Source organism: Akkermansiaceae bacterium (assembly GCA_019634595.1).
Lineage (GTDB): Bacteria > Verrucomicrobiota > Verrucomicrobiia > Verrucomicrobiales > Akkermansiaceae > Luteolibacter.
The window spans coordinates 967,815-984,997 of record JAHCBC010000003.1 but is presented as its reverse complement, the minus strand read 5'-3'; the positions used below and the strand labels follow the sequence as shown (position 1 = coordinate 984,997).

Sequence of the window (17,183 nt, the reverse complement as noted above, 5' to 3'; positions counted from 1 at the left end):
GTTCAGCGGTCGAAGAAGCGTTTCGCCTTCTGGAAGAAGGACTCCTGCATCGGGGAGTTCTGTTCGCCGATGGATTCGGAGAAAAGCCGCAGCTTCTCCTGCTGGGAGCTGTTGAGCTTCGTGGGAACCTCCACCTGCACGCGGACGTTCAGGTCGCCCTTCCGGCCACCGCCGGAAAGTGCGGAGATACCCTTGCCGCGCAGGCGGAAGACCGTGCCTCCCTGCGTGCCGACGGGGATCTTGATCGAGGATTGGCCGTCCAGGGTGGGCACCTTCAGCTCACCGCCCAGCGCCGCGATGCTGAATGGCAGAGGCACCTCGCAGAACAGGTCATCCCCGTCACGCTCGAAGAGATCGTGGTCGCGGACGTGGAGGAAAACATAAAGGTCGCCGGCCTCTCCACCGCGGACACCGGCGTCGCCATTTCCGGAGGAACGCAGGCGTGTGCCGGTATCGACACCAGCGGGGATGCGCAGCTTGATGCGGCTGTCCCGCTGGACGCGGCCTTCGCCTTTGCAGGAGGAGCAGGGATCGGAAATCGTCTCACCGGCCCCCCGGCATTCCGGGCAGGTTGATTGCTGGATGAAGATACCCGCCTGACGGGCGACCACGCCGCGGCCACCGCAGGTCTGGCAGACCTTCACCCCGCCGGAACCCTTGGTTCCTTTCGAGCTGCAGGTGTCGCACGGGACGTAGCGTTCGATCTCCAGTTCCTTCTCGACGCCATTCGCGGCCTCTTCGAGAGAGATCTCCAGATCGTAGCGCAGGTCGCTGCCGCGTTGCTTGCCGGAGCTTTTCCTGCGCGACGAACCGCCGCCGCCACCGAAGAATTCCTCGAAGCCGCCACCGAACGCGCCGCCGAACACCTGGGAGAAGATGTCCATCGGGTCGTGGAAGCCGCCGCCACCACCGGAACGACCGCCACCCATACCGCCGGAAAATGCGGCGTGGCCATAGCGGTCGTAGGCGGCCCGCTTGTCGGCGTCGCTCAGGGCCTCATAGGCCTCACCCAGTTCCTTGAAGCGTTCTTCCGCCGTGGCGTCCCCCGGGTTTTTGTCCGGGTGGAGTTTCACCGCCAGCTTGCGGTAGGCCTTCTTGATCTCATCCTGGGAGGCGTCGCGGGCGACGCCCAGGATTTCGTAGTAGTCGCGTTTGTCCGCCATGGGGATCAGGCTTCGGGGGAGGAGGGGAGTTTGGAAACCACCACGCTGGCAGGGCGCAGCAGGCGGTCGCGGAGTTTGAAGCCGCGGCGGGTCACGCGGAGGATCCGGCCTTCCTCACCGGCGGCGCAATCTTCCTGGGCCACCGCATCATGGAGGTTCGGGTCGAATTTCCCGGTGGTCGGGATCTCCTGGGCACCTTGGTTGGAAAGGAAGTCGTTGAGCTGGCGGCGGACCATGTCCATGCCGATGTAGATCATGGACGACTGGTCCTGGGAGGCTGCCTGCATGCCCATCTCGAAATTGTCGATCACCGGCAGCAGGTCCTCCAGCAGACGCTGGTTGGCGTAGCGGACCGCTTCTTCGCGCTCCCGGGCCGTGCGCTTCCTGAGATTGTCCATTTCCGCCGCCGTGCGGAGGGAGACGTCCTTCCACTTCGCGGCTTCCGCTTCCAGTTGCTCCCAAGGGTCGAGCTCACCTTCGGTGGAGGTGTTTTCGGTCGCCGTGTCTTCCGGGGACAAGGTTTCATCCACGGGAAGGTCGGAGGGGTCCTGGGGATTGTTGCGGTCAGCGTCGGCTTGCATGGCGGATAGGTGTAGCCCCGGATCTCTCCCCGTCAACCCCGGGGAGAGGCCGGAATCCCCCCTCGTGAAAGGAGAAAGGAGGGGAGGAGGGGCCGGGACGCCATCCCCCGTCCGGGGGAAATCCTCTTGCCAACCCCGGATCACAACGGTAACTCCGCCATCCCGTTACGCTGTCATTGCGGGAAATTTCACCATGAAGTTGGCCCAGTTGTTAAGTCCCGATCAAATCCTTCTGGATGTGAAGGCGGGCGAACACTGGGCTTCCATCGTGGAACTGGTGGGTAGGCTTGTGGCCTGTGGGAAGCTACCGGAAGAACAGGCCGAGGGCGTCCTGGCCTCCCTGAAGGCCCGCGAGGAACAGGTCAGCACCGGCATCGGCGGTGGTGTGGCGATCCCCCACGCGTTTTCCGATGAACTGGATGAGGTGGTCGCCATTTTCGGCCGGTCCAGGGAGGGCATCGACTACCAGGCGCTGGATGAAAAGCCCGTCCAGCTCATCATCCTCTTCATTGTCCCGCGGAAGGACTACCACCTCCATCTGCGGACCTTGGCGGCGATCGCGAAGATGTTCACCAACGCGGAAGTCCGCCGCCAGCTCGTGGAGGCGGACAGCGAGGAGGACATGCTGGCGATCCTCGATTCCCGGCCATCCCGCACCGGTTCACCGAATCCTTAACTTCGGCTTCCCCTCCGCGTCGTTTGTGCGGAACATCCCCGCAAGCCATGACGCTCCTCCAGCTTCTCGAATCCCGTCTTGCCCTCGCCCTCGAATCCGTTCTGGGCGAGCCTACTCCCGCCGCGGTGACCCCTGCGGCGGATCTCCGCTTTGGTGACTACCAGTCGAATGCGGCGATGGTGCTGGCAAAAAGGCATGGCAAGAACCCCCGCGCGCTGGCACAGGAAATCATCGACAGGATCGACCTCGCCGGGATCGCCGCGGCGGAAATCGCCGGGCCGGGTTTCCTGAATTTCCGGATTTTCCCGGAAGCCTACGCCCTTCTCTCCACGGAACTCCTGGGTGACGCCCGTCTCGGTGTGCCGCAGATCGGGGAAGGAAAGACCGTGGTGGTGGATTTCTCCGCGCCGAACGTGGCGAAACCCATGCACGTTGGCCACATCCGCTCGACCATCATCGGTGACACGCTCTGCCGCGTTGCCCGCTCGCTGGGCTACAACGTCATCTCGGACAACCACATCGGCGACTGGGGGACCCAGTTCGGGATGATCCTCTTCGGATGGAAGAACCACCTGAATGCGGAAGCGCTTGAGGCGGACCCCATCACCGAGCTGGTGCGGCTCTACCGCGAGGTGAACAACGCCGGCAAGGAGGATCCGGAGATCCGCGAGCTGTGCAAGGCGGAGCTGGTGAAGCTCCAGGCCGGGGATCCGGAGAACCTCGGCATCTGGCAGCGCTGCATCGACCTTTCCAAGGCGGGCCTGCAGAAGATCTATGGCCGCCTCGACGTCAGCTTCGACCACTGGCTGGGTGAGAGCTTCTACAACGACCGTCTGGCGGGCTTGGTGGATGAACTGCTCGGCAACGGCATCGCCCGCATGAGCGAGGGAGCCGTCTGTGTGTTCTCCGACGAAACGAAGAAGCCGGAAGCGGACCCATTCAAAGTGCGGAACGAGAGCGGCTGGGGGGATTTCCCGATGATCGTCCGCAAGAGCGACGGCGGCTTCAACTACGCCACGACCGACCTCGCCACGCTGGAATACCGCCGTTCCCAGTGGAAGGCAGACTCCGTCTGGTATGTGGTGGACCACCGCCAGTCCTTGCATTTCCAGCAGCTTTTCGATGTCGCCGCGCGCCTCGATCTCGATGGCATGGACCTGCGCCACATTTCCTTCGGCACGATCCTCGGCAAGGACGGCAAGCCCCTGAAAACCCGTTCGGGGGACCTCCCCCAACTGGCGGACCTCCTCGATGAAGCGGTGGCCGCCGCCGGTGTGGCGGTCGCGGAGCGATCCCGCGTGGAAACGGACGAAGAACGGAAGGATCTGGCCGAACTCATCGGCATCAGCGCGGTGAAGTTCACCGAACTGGCCCACCACCGCAGTTCCGACTACGTGTTCGACCTGGAGAAAATGCTGGCCCTCCAGGGGGACACCGCGCCCTACCTCCAGAACGCCTACGTCCGCAGCCGCTCCATCTGGCGGAAGCTGGGCGATGAGGCTCCCAAGGATCTCGCCCCCGTTTCGCTGGCGGAGGAACAGGAAATCCACCTCGCCCGCCTGCTGGTCCGCTTCGGGGAGGTCGTGCCGACCATTCTGGATGATTTCCGCCCGAACCTGCTGGCGAACTACCTGCTGGAGGTGGCGCGTGCCTTCCACTCCTTCTTCGAAGCCTGCCCGGTGCTGAAGGCGGAGACAGCGGTGCGCGACAGCCGCCTCTCGCTCTGCGAACTCACCTCCCGCGTGCTGAAACAGGGCCTCGGCCTGCTCGGCATCCGGGTTCCGGAGAGGATGTGAAATGGAGCGCGGACTTTGGACGGGCGAATCCTTTTCTCACGTGGAAAGGATTCGCTTTGTTGTTATTGGCGGCGACTTCCGTGGGTTGGATTTCGGCCGTTGTGCCTTACCGCGGTGATTCTGACGGTTGTCGGAAATACCCGAAATAGGAAATGATACGGGAAGCGGCTCAAATTGCCACGTCGGCGGCCGCTGGGATCAAAATGGTGGCGGGTTGGATATTCGCGGGCGTATTCCAGGGCCTGTGTGAGTTCGGCCCAGAAATCGTCGGTGAGTATCTGGGATATTCCCTCGTAATAGGCGAGTATCTCCCCGACCTCCGACGGAACACGCGGATGATAGGAGAGGGATCTCATTGACGGCCAACTGCCGATAAAAATTCTGCATGGCTCAGGGCCGTAATCTGACCTGAATCCAACTCGGTCTCCCGGCGATCAACCTCGTCATCGTCCGGTCCCAACGGAGCCGAGGAGAAAGAAGAAAGGAGGTGGGCGACTAGTCCAGCGCGGTCCTCGCTGTTCAGTTCGTCCGCAGCTTTCTGAACTTCGAAAAGCGTTGCCATGAGCAGGAGTCTACTATGCCCGTGGTGCTTTTCAATCTTTTGGCGAACATCAACGCTGCTTCAGCCAGGTGGCTGCTCGCTAACCCCCGGATCCGATCTTTGGCCACATGCACATGGCTAAGGCGGAGCTGCAGGAGCTTTCTTGTGGATGATCTGACGTTCTCCGCGGATCCGGAGAAATGACAAAAACAGAAAGGAGGTCCCGTATCATGCTGTTTGCGTTTTAATTATTGATAAACAGTTAATTATGAATATTTCAGCGGAAGCAGGCTTGGAAAATGAGTTTGAGGGTAACCTGGAACCGGATCGTGCCATAACGGTACGGACAGACGTGAAGGAGTATCTTTCAGAAGATCCGGACGACGGGTGCATCAGGCGCATCAAGCAGGGTGATGCCGATGCCTTCGAAGTGGTCGTATACCGCTTCGAGCGTCCTTTGCGTGCGTGGCTGGCCACGCTGTCGCCGCCCGGGGTGGACGCGGATGAGATCGCGCAAAAGAGCTTCATTGCCGCCTACACCCGGATTCATGAATTCGAGGAGGGAACCAATTTCGGTGCTTGGCTTTTCAGCATCGCGCGCTGGCAGTTGAAGACGGAGACGACGCGTCTGCGCCGGATCGCGGACTATCACTCACGGTACGCGCCGGATCTGCTGCAGAAGCTCCACGGCGAGGCGGAGGTGGAGCCTGAGCATCTGATGACCCAGGTGGGGCATCTGAAGAAGTGCATGGCCTCCCTCAGCCAGGATCTGGCGTGCCTCCTGAAATGGCGGTATTATGACGAAATATCCCTTGAGGAGATGGCGAGGCTGAGCGAGCGCTCCGTGCCTGCGGTCAAGAAACAGCTTTGGAAATTGCGCCGGAAGCTCCAGCAGTGCCTGGAGCAGCGCATGGAAGGAACCATCACCTGATATCATGGAAAGCGAGCAACAACGGTTCGAACGCCTGTGGACGGATTACCTCGAAGGGGATCTGGATGAGCAGGGTGTGGCTGAACTCCGTGAGTTGCTGGCGGGAAACGAGGGGCTGGCCGCACAGGTGGCGCCACTTTACCAGACCCACCGGCTGTTGGGCTACCTGTACAAGGAAAGCGACGAGGGCAGCGAGCGGTTCGTGAAGGCCCTGCGGGAGCGCCTGCCGAAGGACGGCGTTTCCTTCACCAGTGAGGTGCTGCGCAAGCAGCGGGAGCTGGTTTCCCTGGAACGCACGAGCCATGGGATGAAGCCGCGGGGATCCCGCGGGCTGCGTCTCGTCGTGACGGGATTGGCCGCAGCGTGCGTGACGCTGGCGGCGGTGCTGCTGTGGAAAAACGCCTCGCGTGAACCGGCGCGGATGGCCGGTGCCGCGGTGCCCGATGTCCGCGTGGTCCGCCTGGCCCATGCGAGGTTCTTCGGCGAGTTGTCGCCGCAGCTCCATTCGGCGATTCCCTATGACAAGGAATACACGCTCATCGCCGGGATGATGGAGCTGAAGTTCCCCAATGGTGCGGAAGCGATCCTGGAGGCCCCGGCTGTGTTCCGGGTGAAGGAGAATGATGTGCTGGTGATGGATACCGGCACCTGCTCCGTGCATGCGCCTCCGGGGGCCGAGGGGTTCCGCATCGACACCCCCGGATCAACGGTCGTTGACAGGGGCACGCGGTTCTCACTGAAAGTGAATGACTCGAATGAAACGGAGATCCACGTGGTCGAAGGCATCGCGGATGTCTATCCGGCCGTTGATGGAAAACCGGAGACATCGCCAGCCAACGAGATCCGCTTGAAGGAAAAGCAGGCGCTGCTTCTCCGGGATTCCCTCCATCCGGTGACCACGGCCGCGACCTTCGACGCCAGCAAGTACCGGAAGCAACTTCCTGACCGGATCATTTCCTACCGGGCGTCATCGGCGGACGACGGGTATGCGGAGAATCTGACGGAAGTGACCGTGCAGCGTGGGGGCGAGGCGATCATTTATCCGGTGGACCAACTGATCGGGGCGGATGTGATCTGGTTCAAGGCGGCGGACGAACTTTCCTCCGGCTACATGATGACGGGGCCGAAGATCGCCAGCCCTGCCGCGGCGGATCCGAATGATCCGGCGTGCGCGACACGCTATGACTACCTGTTGACGACGCCGGATGGCAATGTTTCGCCCGCGGCTCTCCTGGCGGACCGGTCGCTGCTCACCGGCGTGATCAATCCCGGAGGTTCCGCCACCCCGCTCACGGCGGATCCGGTCATGTTCAGGAACACGGCCACCGGTGAGGACGGGACGCCCGGCCTGGCGATCCGTTTCCACCAGCCGGTGACCAACGGACCCGGCCCGGATGTGGTGTTCTTTGAACTCCAGCCGGTGATTTATCCGCCGGAGGGGGATCCCTTCCACGTCAGTCCGCTCAAGTTCAGGGAAGGGCTGCGCAGCCGCACGATCCGCAACTACGATCTCAACCTGCATTGCTCCGAAGCGTTGCGGGTCACCGCCCCCTATGTCCATTTCTCCGAAAACAAGGTGGCGGACTCCCTCGAGGATCTGAACTCGATGAAGCTGCTCGCCCGGCCGACGAAGCTGGTTTATCGGGCCGTCGCGGTGGGGATCGACCTGTCCGACCTGGGATATGCGCAGGGTGAGAAGGTGGAAGGATTGTTCTTCCAGGACATGATGGATGACCGTTTCCAGATCGATCCCGTGTTCATCGGCGGCTTGCCGCCACACTGAATCCTTCTTCCGAATCCGGGAAAATCCGCGTATTTGGCCGATGGGGGGTAACCATCGTGGATGCGGTGCCATTCCGTAGGCCTCTCCCGCACCAACAGCGTGATCAAAACGCCGCAGGGGGAACCACCTGCGAGCCGATCTGACCACGGATGTCATGGAGATTCTCCCGGCTCGGCCAACGCTGACCCCATATCCCTGACCATCGCCCATGTGGATTGTTCGTTTTGCCCTCCGTTACCGCTACACGATCGGCGTTTTCGCGATCCTGATCATGCTCTTCGGCATCATGTCGGTGAGGAGGATGTCAACCGACATCCTGCCAACGGTGGAGAGTCCACAGATCACCCTGGTGTGGACCTACAACGGACTCAACGCGAAGGAAATGGCGCTGAAGGTCACCTCCTTTTCCGAGATCGTCGCCATCAACAACGTCGATGATCTCCTGGAGGTCCGTTCGGAGACATCGAACGGCGTGGGTCTGGTGAAGCTGGTTTTCCAACCCTACGTCAACATTGAGATGGCGATGACGCAGGTCACCGCGGTGTCGCAGACGATCCTCCGGCGCATGCCGCAGGGCACCACCCCGCCGCTGATCGTCCAGAGCAGTCCGTCCAGCGTGCCGATCCTCCAGTTGATCGTTTCATCGGACACGCAGACCGACGGGCAGCTCTACGACTACGCGCGCCTTGCGCTGCGCGCGCAGATCCAGGGCATTCCCGGCGTGCGCATGTCGCTGCCCTATGGCGGCGCGGCGCGGCAGGTGATGATCGAACTGGTCCCGGAGGCGTTGAACGCGTTCGGCCTCTCGCCCGCGGACATCAACCGTGCGCTCGGCACCCAGAACCTCACCCTGCCATCCGGGATGCTGCGGGAAGGGGACCGGGAGCTTCCCGTTTCGATCAACGCCAGTCCGGAATCCGTGGATGCGTTCCTGGACCTCCCCATCCGGGAAATCGACGGCCGGGTCATCTTCCTCCGTGATGTGGCGCACGCCCGTGACGGTGAGGCCATCTCCACCAACGTCGTCCGGCTCAACGGCCAGAACGCGGTGATGGTGTCCGTGCTGAAGCTCGGCAAGGCGTCCACCGTGGACATCGTCAATGGCATCCTCGCCCGCATGCCGGAGATCCAGGCGGCGGCGCCACCGGGGCTGAGCGTCGAGCCGATCTTCGACCAGTCCGTCTTTGTCAACGCGGCGGTCGGCACGGTGCTTCATGAGATCGTCCTCGTCGGGTCGCTGGTTGCCCTGATCGTCATCCTGTTCCTCGGTTCGTGGCGTTCCACGCTCATCGTCCTCTGTTCCATTCCGCTGGCGTTGCTCTGTTCCGTCCTCGGGCTGTATCTCATCGGCGCGACGTTCAACCTCATGACGCTGGGCGGGCTGGCGCTGGCCATCGGCATCCTCGTGGACAACGCGCTGGTGGAGATCGAGAACACCAAACGCCAGATCGCGCTGGGAAAACCGGTGCAGCAGGCGGTTCTCGACAGCGCGCGGGAAGTCGCCTTCCCCGAGTTCGTCTCCACCACGGGCATCTGCATCGTCTTCATGCCCATCTTCATGCTTTCCGGGACCGCGGCCTATGTTTTCAAACCGCTGGCCCTCGCCGTGATCTTCGCGATGATCGCCAGCTACGTGCTTTCCCGTACCTTGGTGCCGACACTCGCCTCGATGATGATGCCTTCCGAGGTTGAGGCGGAAAAAAAGCCTCCCGGGTTCATCCGCCGGCTGCACCACGGGATCGAGCATCTCCTCGACAAGGTCGCCCGTGCGCAGGCAGGCATTCTCCGTTTCTTCCTCCGCAGGAGCATCGTGGTGATCTTGCTCGTCCTCGCAGTGCTCGGCGTGGGCGGCGGCTCCGCGAAGTTCCTCGGCAGGGAGTTCTTTCCAGTGACGGATGCCGGGCTGATGAGCCTGTTCCTCCGCATGCCCTCCGGCACCCGGCTGGAGGAAACGGGGCGGCGCTTCGCGGATGTCCACCGTGAGATCCGCAGGATCATCCCGAAGGAGGAATTGTTGTTCGTCGCGGAGAACATCGGCCAGCCATCCTCGATCAACCAGGCGTGGGTGCCCAGCACCGCCATCGGCACGTTCGACGGGGAGATCCTCGTGCAGCTCGCGCCGGGCCATAAGCCGACCGCGGAGTACATGGCAAAGGTCCGCACGATGCTGGCGGAGAAATTTCCTGATGTGAAAGGGTTCTTCCGCCCGGCGGATGCAACGAGCCAGACCCTTTCATCAGGCGCGGCCACCACATTCGAGGTCCGCTTCATCGGCCGGGATGTGCCGGGGAACCTCGCGCTGGCGAACCAACTGGTGGAGCGCTTTTCCAAGGTCCCCGGAGCGGTGGATGTCGCGTTCCGTGAAGTGCTGGACCTGCCGGAGTTCTACCTGGAGGTGGACCGCGTCCGTGCCGCCCAACTGGGGATCACCCAGCAGGACGCGGTGAGCGGCCTCCTTTCGTTCCTCGGTTCCGGGGCCAGTGTTTCGACCAGCTTCTGGGCGGATCCGGTGACGGGATCTTCCTACGATGTGCAGGTTCTCGCTCCGCCGAAGTCGGTCGAGGCGTCCCCTCAGCTCCTCGACATTCCGGTGAAACCTTCCGGCGGCGGGGAGCCGGTGCTGCTCGGTGCCTTCGCCCGCATCGGGGAGCGGAAAAGTTCCGCGAGCATTTCCCGGACGACGTTGCTGCCGACCTTCACCGTTGTCGGGAATGTCCAGGGACGGGATCTCGGAGCCGTCGCGGATGATCTGGAATCGATCATGGCCAGCCTGCGTCCGGAGCTCAAACCGAACAACCGCATCGAGCTGGTCGGGCAGGCCGCCCTGATGCGCTCCGCCTACAGCGAGTTGATCGGCGGCCTCGGACTGGCGGCGGTGCTGGTGTTCCTGGTCATGGTGGTGAATTTCCAGTCCTGGAGCATGCCTTTCATCGCCATCTCCGGACTGCCGGTCGCCATCTCCGGCGCCCTGTTCGGCCTGTGGGTGACGGGGACGCCGCTGAGTGTGCCCGCGCTGATGGGCGTTATCATGGTGGTCGGTGTCTCCACGGCCAACAGCGTCCTTGTCACCTCCTTCGCACGCGACCGGCTGGCGGAAGGGGTCGATGGGGTCTCCGCCGCACTGGAGGCCGCCACCACCCGTCTGAGGCCGGTGATCATGACGGCATCCGCGATGATCCTCGGCGTGGTGCCGATGGCGGTCGGTGCCGGCGAGGGCGGGGAGCAGAACGCCCCCCTGGGCCGCGCGGTCATCGGCGGGCTGCTTTTCGGTACCATGGCCTCCCTGTTTCTCGTGCCGGCCGTCTTCGCCTGGGCGAAGGGCCGCGTCAAGGCGACGGCACCGGCGGCCAACGAATCCACCCCCATCCTTCTCGACGATCATGAACCGGAGCTTTCCTAACATCATTCTCTGCACCGCATTGTTCGCCTCCGCCCTGAATGCGGAGGAAGTGGTGAAAGTCCGCACGGTGAAACCGGAGGCGGCTCCCGCGGAGCAGTCGCTCAAGGCGACGGGGCGTACGGCCCCCGGGCAGGAGGCGGTTCTCTATGCCCGCGCGACCGGCACCCTTTCCGAGCGGAAGGTGGACATCGGCGACCGTGTGAAGGAAGGCGACGTCCTCGCGGTCATCTCCGCGCCGGAGATCCCCCATGAGATCGATGCCGCGAAGGCCCGCGTGGAGCAAACCGAGGCCCGCAAGGAACTGGCGGGCCTGCTGCTGGAGCGGGGGGAAACCCTCGCCGGGAGCAATGCCTTTTCCAAAGAGGATCTGGATGAACGCAGATCAGGAACCAGGACCGCCGCCGCCGACCTCCTTTCCGCGCGGGCGGAGCTGAACCGGCTGGAGGAACTCAGGGGCTTTCTGATCATCCGCGCTCCTTTCGAGGGGACCATCACCGCCCGCCGAGTCGATGTGGGCGACCAGATCAAGGGAGACGCGAACGCCGGGGACGCATGGCTGTTCCGGATCGCCCGGCTGGATGACCTGAAGATGGTGCTCCACACGCCCCCGGCAACCGCGCTGCAACTCAAGCCGGGCGCGGAGGCGGAAATTTCCTTCGCCGACCTGCCCGGCAGGACATTTCCGGGAAAAGTCGTCCGGTCGAGCGGCGTCATCGAGCCGGACTCCGGGACCATGCGTGTGGAACTCCAGGTGCCGAACCGTGACTTTGTCCTGCCCGCCGGACTGTCAGGAATGGCGAGATTCACCACGACATCCTCTTCTCCGGTTCTGATGGTGCCGTCCAACGCGGTCTTCACCCGCGGAGGAGTGGCGAATCTGGCGGTCATTGAGGGGAGCAAGGTGAAATTCCTCCCGGTCAAGCCGGGCCGCACGCTCGGGGCGAAGACCGAGATCCTTTCCGGACTGGTCGCGGACAAGGAGGTTGTCCTGAGCCCTAATGCCCTGTTGCAGGACGGCGATGCGGTGGAGGTCACCGTGATGAATCAGGAGAAATCCAGCTCCTGATAGAGGCGGGGAACCCTGTTTTGGGAAAAAAGATCAAATTTTTCCAAATCAGGTAACCAAAGTGAATTTTCTGCCATCTCCCCCTATAGGCCGCATCCGTTCCAGGATGCGGGAAAAACTCAGATAACCCATGAACAGACGGGACTTCGTCAGAAATTCGGCAATGAGTGCCGGGGCAGTCGCCGCGTCAGGCTTTCTGACGGCGCGCGGTGCCGCAGGGACAGGCGGAAAGTCTCCGAAAATCAGGATCGGCCAGCTCGGTGTCGGCCACGCCCATGCGTCGGAGCGCATGAAGTCTTTGAAAAGCCTGCCGGATGAGTTCGAGATCGTCGGAGTGGTGGCTGAGCGGACGGACTCGAAGGAGATCACCCGCGGTGGGAAAAGCTCCAAGACCTACAACGGCCTCAAGTGGATGACGGAGGAGGAGTTGCTGGAGACTCCCGGCCTTCAGGCGGTGATGGTGGAGACGGCCAACCGGGATCTGGTTCCCGCGGCCCGGCGGTGCATGGAGAAGGGTCTCGCCATCTGCATGGACAAGCCGGGCGGGGAGAATCTGGAGGAGTATGGGAAGCTCCTCGATGGCTGCAGGGAGCGGAAGCTGCCCTTCCAGATCGCCTACATGCTGCGGAGCAATCCCGCGATCCAGTTCATCCATAAAGCCGTCCGCGAAGGCTGGCTGGGGGACATCCATGAGATCCAGGCGAGCATGAGCCATGACTACGGCAATGCGGAGTATCTCCGCTACCTGAGCGACTTCCCCGGGGGGACGATGTTCCTTCTGGGCTGTCACCACATCGACTGGATCACCTCCATGCTCGGTCGTCCCGGGAACGTGACCGCTTTCATGGGATCGACCAAGGCAGCCGCCGGAAAGGGAAACAACAACTGCCTGGCGGTGCTGGAATACCCCCACACGCTCGCCTCGATCCATGTCAGCGACTCCGAGGTGGAAGGACTGAACAACCGCCGGATCAAGATTTCCGGCAACAAAGGCACCATCGAACTGAGTCCCATCGAGCGTTTCGGTTCACCCCTCCTCCTGAAGCTCCGGCTGAAGGAGAAGGCGGGTGGTTACGCGAAGGGGACCCACACCGTGGATCTCGGGATCAGGAAAGACCGCTACGTGGACCAACTGAAGGAATTCGGGGCCATCGTGAGAGGGGAGATCGAGAACCCGTTCAGCTACGACCACGACCTGCTCGTCCAGGAGATCCTGCTTTCCGCGGCGGGATACACCAAGTGGGGGAACCCCGCCCCGCAAGCCCACCAATGACCGGACGCCTCCGCAACCCGATGTCCCGCCCCACTTCCACGATTTTCCACACGTTCCACATGCCCGAAGGCTCCCGCAGATTTTCCCGTTTCGGTTTGTTCCTGATCTGTTCCGGTCTCGGATTGGCCGGCGTGGCCTCTGCCCAGACGGGTGAGGACATCACTTCCGGAAATCTCTCCGCCCCGGGCGACTGGGCGCCATGGCTCGAAAAGGACTTCCCGTTTTTCTCATCCGTTCTCGATGCACGGCGTGCCGGTGGTGAGTTCCCGAAGGACAACCTCGTTCCGCGCGCGCTGATCCTGAATCTGGGGCAGGACGTGTGGGCCGCCTATGACACCGACCTTCTCCGGATCGCGCTGGTATGGAAGTCGGAGCCGGGCAAGCCGCCAGTGACCGAGGAGTCGATGTCCACCATCTCCTACATCCACGCCACGAAGAAAGTGGACAAGGGGCAGAAAGATGCGCCGAAGCCCATCGGCCGACCGTTCCTTGCCAACGGGGTTTATGAGGGTTGGAAGGTGGCCGGCGGCTCCGGCGGGAAGCTGGTCTTCACCGATCCCCGCGAACCGGGTCCGACGAAAAACGAGGTGGGCAAAGGCCCGCTGGCTGACGACCAGGCAGGCTTGCGGGGCGTCCAGTTCCCCACCCACGAAAGCGCGCGGCTGCTCCATGAGGTGCATGGCACGAAGGTGGTGGAATCGCTACGGTTGTCGGAGGAGGGCGGAAAGGGCGTCCTCATCCGGAAGTTCGAGCTGGCGCCGCACGGGCAGGACTTCGCCGTTGCGTTGTCCACGGCGGGGAAAGGTTCGGCGGCTCCCCTGAAGATCATTTCTTCGGACGGAAAGCAGTTGGTGGCACAGGAGCATGAAGGTGTCCGCTACCTCATCATCCCCGCCGCCAGGGAGGCGGTGCAGGTCCAGGTTTCGTTCGACACCGGCCTCGCCCTGAAGCCGAAGGCTGGCACGGGCCGCCCGGTCGCATGGACGGAGAAGGTCACGACGAACGGAACCCTTTCGGCGAAGCCGGATCTCTATGTTTTCGATGACATCCCGCTGCCGCTCGAAAACCCGTGGAAGCGGAACCCCCGTCTCGCCGACATCGCTTTCCTCAATGACCGCGGGGACGCCGCGGCGGTGACCTTCGACGGTGATGTGTGGCTGATCTCCGGTCTCAAGGGGGATCTGAAGAACGTGGAGTGGAAGCGTTTCACCTCCGGACTGCATGAGCCGATGAGCATCGTCCACCGCAACCTGCCGGGGATGGACGCCGGGTTGTTCGTCTTCGACCGCAACGGCATCTGGCGGCTTCTGGATCATGACGGCAACGGAGTCGCGGACGAACACCAGTTGGTCTCCAACCGCTTCGGCCAGACGGCGGAGACGCGCGAATACGCGAACTCCATGGAGCTGGCTCCTGATGGATCCTTTGTCATCAGCAAGGGCGGCCAGAGGGGGCCGACGCTGGCGCAGGACAGCGGAAAAGTGCTGCGTGTCTATCCGGACGGCAGGAAAGTGGAAACGCTCGGCTGGGGATTGCGGCAGCCCTTCGTCGGCGTGCATCCCGTCACGGGTCTCGTCACCGCCAGCGACCAGGAAGGATTCTACATCCCCTCCACCCCGGTCCACATCATCCGGGACAACCAATACTACGGTTACCTGGCGGACATGCTTCCGAAGGAGAAATACCCGGCTCCCATCACGGACCCCGTCGTCTGGATCCCCCATCCGGTCAACCCCAGCGCGGTCACCCAGGTATGGGCGAACGATCCGCGCTTCGGTCCGCTGGCCGGTGAATGCATCCTCATCGGCTTCAACCGGCCGGAGCTTTTCCAGATTCTTTTCAGTGATCGTTTCACGAAGCCGCAGGGGGCGGCGATCTCCATCTCCCGTGACCTGGAGTTCGCCCCGCTCAACGGAACGATGAACCCTGCCGACGGCCAGCTCTACGTCACCGGTTTCCAGAACTTCGGCACCACCGCGACACGCATCAGCGGTCTGGCGAGGCTGCGCCATACCAAGAACCCGGGAGCGGTCCTGAAGGAATGCACGGCGACGAAAGAAGGCGTCCTCCTGGAGTTCGATTCCCCGCTCGACGAAAAGTCCGTTTCCTCCCCCGATGTGTTCAGCGTGGAGCGGTGGAACTACCGCAGGACTTCGAAGTACGGATCCCCGCACCTGAAGCTGGACGGCAAGCCTGGCAGCGAGTGGATGACGGCCAGCAGCGTGTATCTCTCCCAGGACCGGAAGTCGGTTTTCGTCGGCCTGCCGGACATGAAGGACGGCGTGATGCAGATGCGCCTCGGCTGGGGCATCAAGTCGGCGGACCAGGCCGCGCTGACCAACAGCGTGTACTTCACCCCCTATGAGCTGGCCTCCTTTGATCCGGAGAAGGAGGGGTTCGGCCGGATCAAGGTCGATCTCACCCCGCGCAAGGCGAAGGTGGCGAAGGAGGAGAAACCATCCGTCTCGGAAGGGAAGCGTCTCTACGAAATGACCGGCTGCATGGCCTGCCACAGCATCGACGGCAGCGGCCGGGAAGGAAAGGTCGGGCCAACCTGGAAGGGACTTTACGGAAAAGAGCGCATCCTGACCGACAACAGCAAGGTCAAGGTGGGGGATGATTACCTGCGTGAATCCATCCTCAACCCGAGCGCGAAGGTGCCCAAGGAATTCAAGAACATCGAAGCCGGCATGCCCATCTACGAAGGCATCCTGAGCGACGCGCAGATCGAGTCGCTGATCCTCTTCATCAAGAGCCTGGAAAAATGAAACGCAGATCCTTCCTTTGCTCCACACTGGCCGCAGGCGTTGGCGCCGCGCTGGCCAAAGGGAGCGCTGCGCCCGGTCGCCGCCCCACGGTCGGCATCATCGGTCACACCGGCAGGGGGGACTACGGCCATGGGATCGACACCGGCTGGCTCAATGTGCCGGAGACGGAGATCGTCGCCGTGGCGGATGCCCATGAGAAAGGTCTGGAGGCCGCGTTGAAGCGGCTGGGGGTGGACCGTGGCTTCGCCGACTACCATGAGATGCTGCGGACCGTGCGTCCGGAGCTGGTCGCCATCGGTCCGCGCCACATCGACCAGCACCATGACATGCTGATGGCCGCCATCCGCTCCGGCGCGAAAGGCATCTACATGGAGAAACCGTTCTGCCGTGACCTCGCCGAGTGCGATGCAGTGATCGCGGCGCTGGAGGAAACCGGGGCCAAGCTCACCATCTCCCACCGTACCGGCTACCACCCTGCGGTCCCGGCGATCAAGCAAGTCATGGAATCCGGTGGGATCGGCAAGGTTCTCGAAATCCGCATGCGCGGGAAAGAGGACAAGCGCGGTGGCCTGCAGGACTTCTGGGTTCTGGGCACCCACCTCCTGAACCTGTCGGTGATTTTCGCCGGCAAGCCCACGGCCTGCCAGGCCACCATCCTCCAGAATGGCCTCCCTGTCACCAAGGGCGACCTCACCGAAGGCCAGGAAGGCATCGGCCCCATCGCGGGGGATGAAATCCATGTCCGCTATGAAACGGAGAGTGGCATCCCCGTGTTTTACGACGGCCTGCGGGAGGCGAATGTGAAGGAAGCCAGCTTCGGCATGCAGATCATCGGCAACAACGGATTGATCGACATCCGCTGCTCCGTCGAGGATTACCCGGAGTCACAGCCGCTCGCCCACCTCGTTCCGGGGTGTCCGCATTCACCGCCCCAAAGTCCCCGTGAATGGATTCCCATCACCAGCGCGGGAGTGGGGAAGCCGGAGCCGGTCAGCGGCATCCTCAAGCTCATCCGTGGCCACCGGAAGCCCATCACCGATCTCCTCGCCGCCGTGGACGAGGACCGCCAGCCGTTCTGCGGCGCCCGGGATGGCCGGCTGGCCATCGAGATGGTTTTCGCCGCCTTCGAGTCCCACCGCAGGCACGGCGCCCGCGTCGAGTTCCCTCTCACCGAGAAAAGAAACCCGCTCCTGTTGCTTTGATCC

At 62.8% G+C, this 17,183-nt stretch carries 12 protein-coding genes; 9 read left to right on the top strand and 3 right to left on the bottom strand.

The genetic code is table 11. The features are described from left to right. Positions 1 to 2: 2 nt before the first annotated feature. Both dnaJ and grpE read right to left on the bottom strand, forming a co-directional pair. A complete protein-coding gene (dnaJ, locus tag KF712_14965) occupies positions 3 to 1,163 on the bottom strand; it encodes a molecular chaperone DnaJ (protein MBX3742291.1) in 1,161 nt (386 codons plus the stop codon). 5 nt (positions 1,164 to 1,168) lie between these two features. Next, the gene (gene grpE, locus KF712_14960) at positions 1,169 to 1,744 is read right to left on the bottom strand and encodes a nucleotide exchange factor GrpE (protein ID MBX3742290.1); all 576 of its coding nucleotides are present in this window, start codon (positions 1,742 to 1,744) and stop codon (positions 1,169 to 1,171) included. Between the two features lie 193 nt (positions 1,745 to 1,937). On the opposite strand from grpE, the gene KF712_14955 reads away from it, so the two are divergent. After that, a complete protein-coding gene (locus KF712_14955) occupies positions 1,938 to 2,420 on the top strand; it encodes a PTS sugar transporter subunit IIA (protein ID MBX3742289.1) in 483 nt (160 codons plus the stop codon). A 47-nt stretch (positions 2,421 to 2,467) separates the two neighbouring features. Continuing rightward, entirely contained in the window at positions 2,468 to 4,216 is a 1,749-nt protein-coding gene (gene argS / locus KF712_14950) for an arginine--tRNA ligase (protein ID MBX3742288.1), read from the top strand. Positions 4,217 to 4,568: 352 nt separating this feature from the next. On the opposite strand, the gene KF712_14945 is transcribed toward argS, so the two are convergent. Further along, on the bottom strand, positions 4,569 to 4,778 hold the full coding sequence (locus tag KF712_14945) for a hypothetical protein (GenBank protein ID MBX3742287.1): 210 nt from the start codon (positions 4,776 to 4,778) through the stop codon (positions 4,569 to 4,571). Between the two features lie 331 nt (positions 4,779 to 5,109). On the opposite strand from KF712_14945, the gene KF712_14940 reads away from it, so the two are divergent. The 7 genes from KF712_14940 (at position 5,110) to KF712_14910 (ending at position 17,180) form a co-directional block, all read left to right on the top strand. Then, complete coding sequence (locus tag KF712_14940) at positions 5,110 to 5,688, top strand: sigma-70 family RNA polymerase sigma factor (GenBank protein MBX3742286.1); 579 nt, start codon at positions 5,110 to 5,112, stop codon at positions 5,686 to 5,688. Between the two features lie 4 nt (positions 5,689 to 5,692). Beyond that, on the top strand, positions 5,693 to 7,471 hold the full coding sequence (locus KF712_14935) for a FecR domain-containing protein (protein ID MBX3742285.1): 1,779 nt from the start codon (positions 5,693 to 5,695) through the stop codon (positions 7,469 to 7,471). A 208-nt stretch (positions 7,472 to 7,679) separates the two neighbouring features. Then, positions 7,680 to 10,871, top strand: a complete 3,192-nt coding sequence (locus KF712_14930; GenBank protein ID MBX3742284.1) for an efflux RND transporter permease subunit — start codon at positions 7,680 to 7,682, stop codon at positions 10,869 to 10,871. Then, positions 10,852 to 11,937, top strand: a complete 1,086-nt coding sequence (locus tag KF712_14925) for an efflux RND transporter periplasmic adaptor subunit (protein ID MBX3742283.1) — start codon at positions 10,852 to 10,854, stop codon at positions 11,935 to 11,937. Before KF712_14930 ends, KF712_14925 begins: the two co-directional genes overlap by 20 nt. Positions 11,938 to 12,100: 163 nt before the next feature. Continuing rightward, positions 12,101 to 13,210 (top strand): Gfo/Idh/MocA family oxidoreductase, encoded by a 1,110-nt coding sequence (locus tag KF712_14920; protein MBX3742282.1) that lies wholly within the window; start codon positions 12,101 to 12,103, stop codon positions 13,208 to 13,210. A 2,291-nt stretch (positions 13,211 to 15,501) separates the two neighbouring features. Then, the gene (locus KF712_14915; protein ID MBX3742281.1) at positions 15,502 to 15,978 is read left to right on the top strand and encodes a cytochrome c; all 477 of its coding nucleotides are present in this window, start codon (positions 15,502 to 15,504) and stop codon (positions 15,976 to 15,978) included. Continuing rightward, positions 15,975 to 17,180: a Gfo/Idh/MocA family oxidoreductase gene (locus tag KF712_14910; protein MBX3742280.1), complete on the top strand. Its 1,206-nt coding sequence runs from the start codon at positions 15,975 to 15,977 to the stop codon at positions 17,178 to 17,180. The genes KF712_14915 and KF712_14910 overlap by 4 nt, the downstream gene beginning before the upstream one ends. Positions 17,181 to 17,183 lie beyond the last annotated feature (3 nt).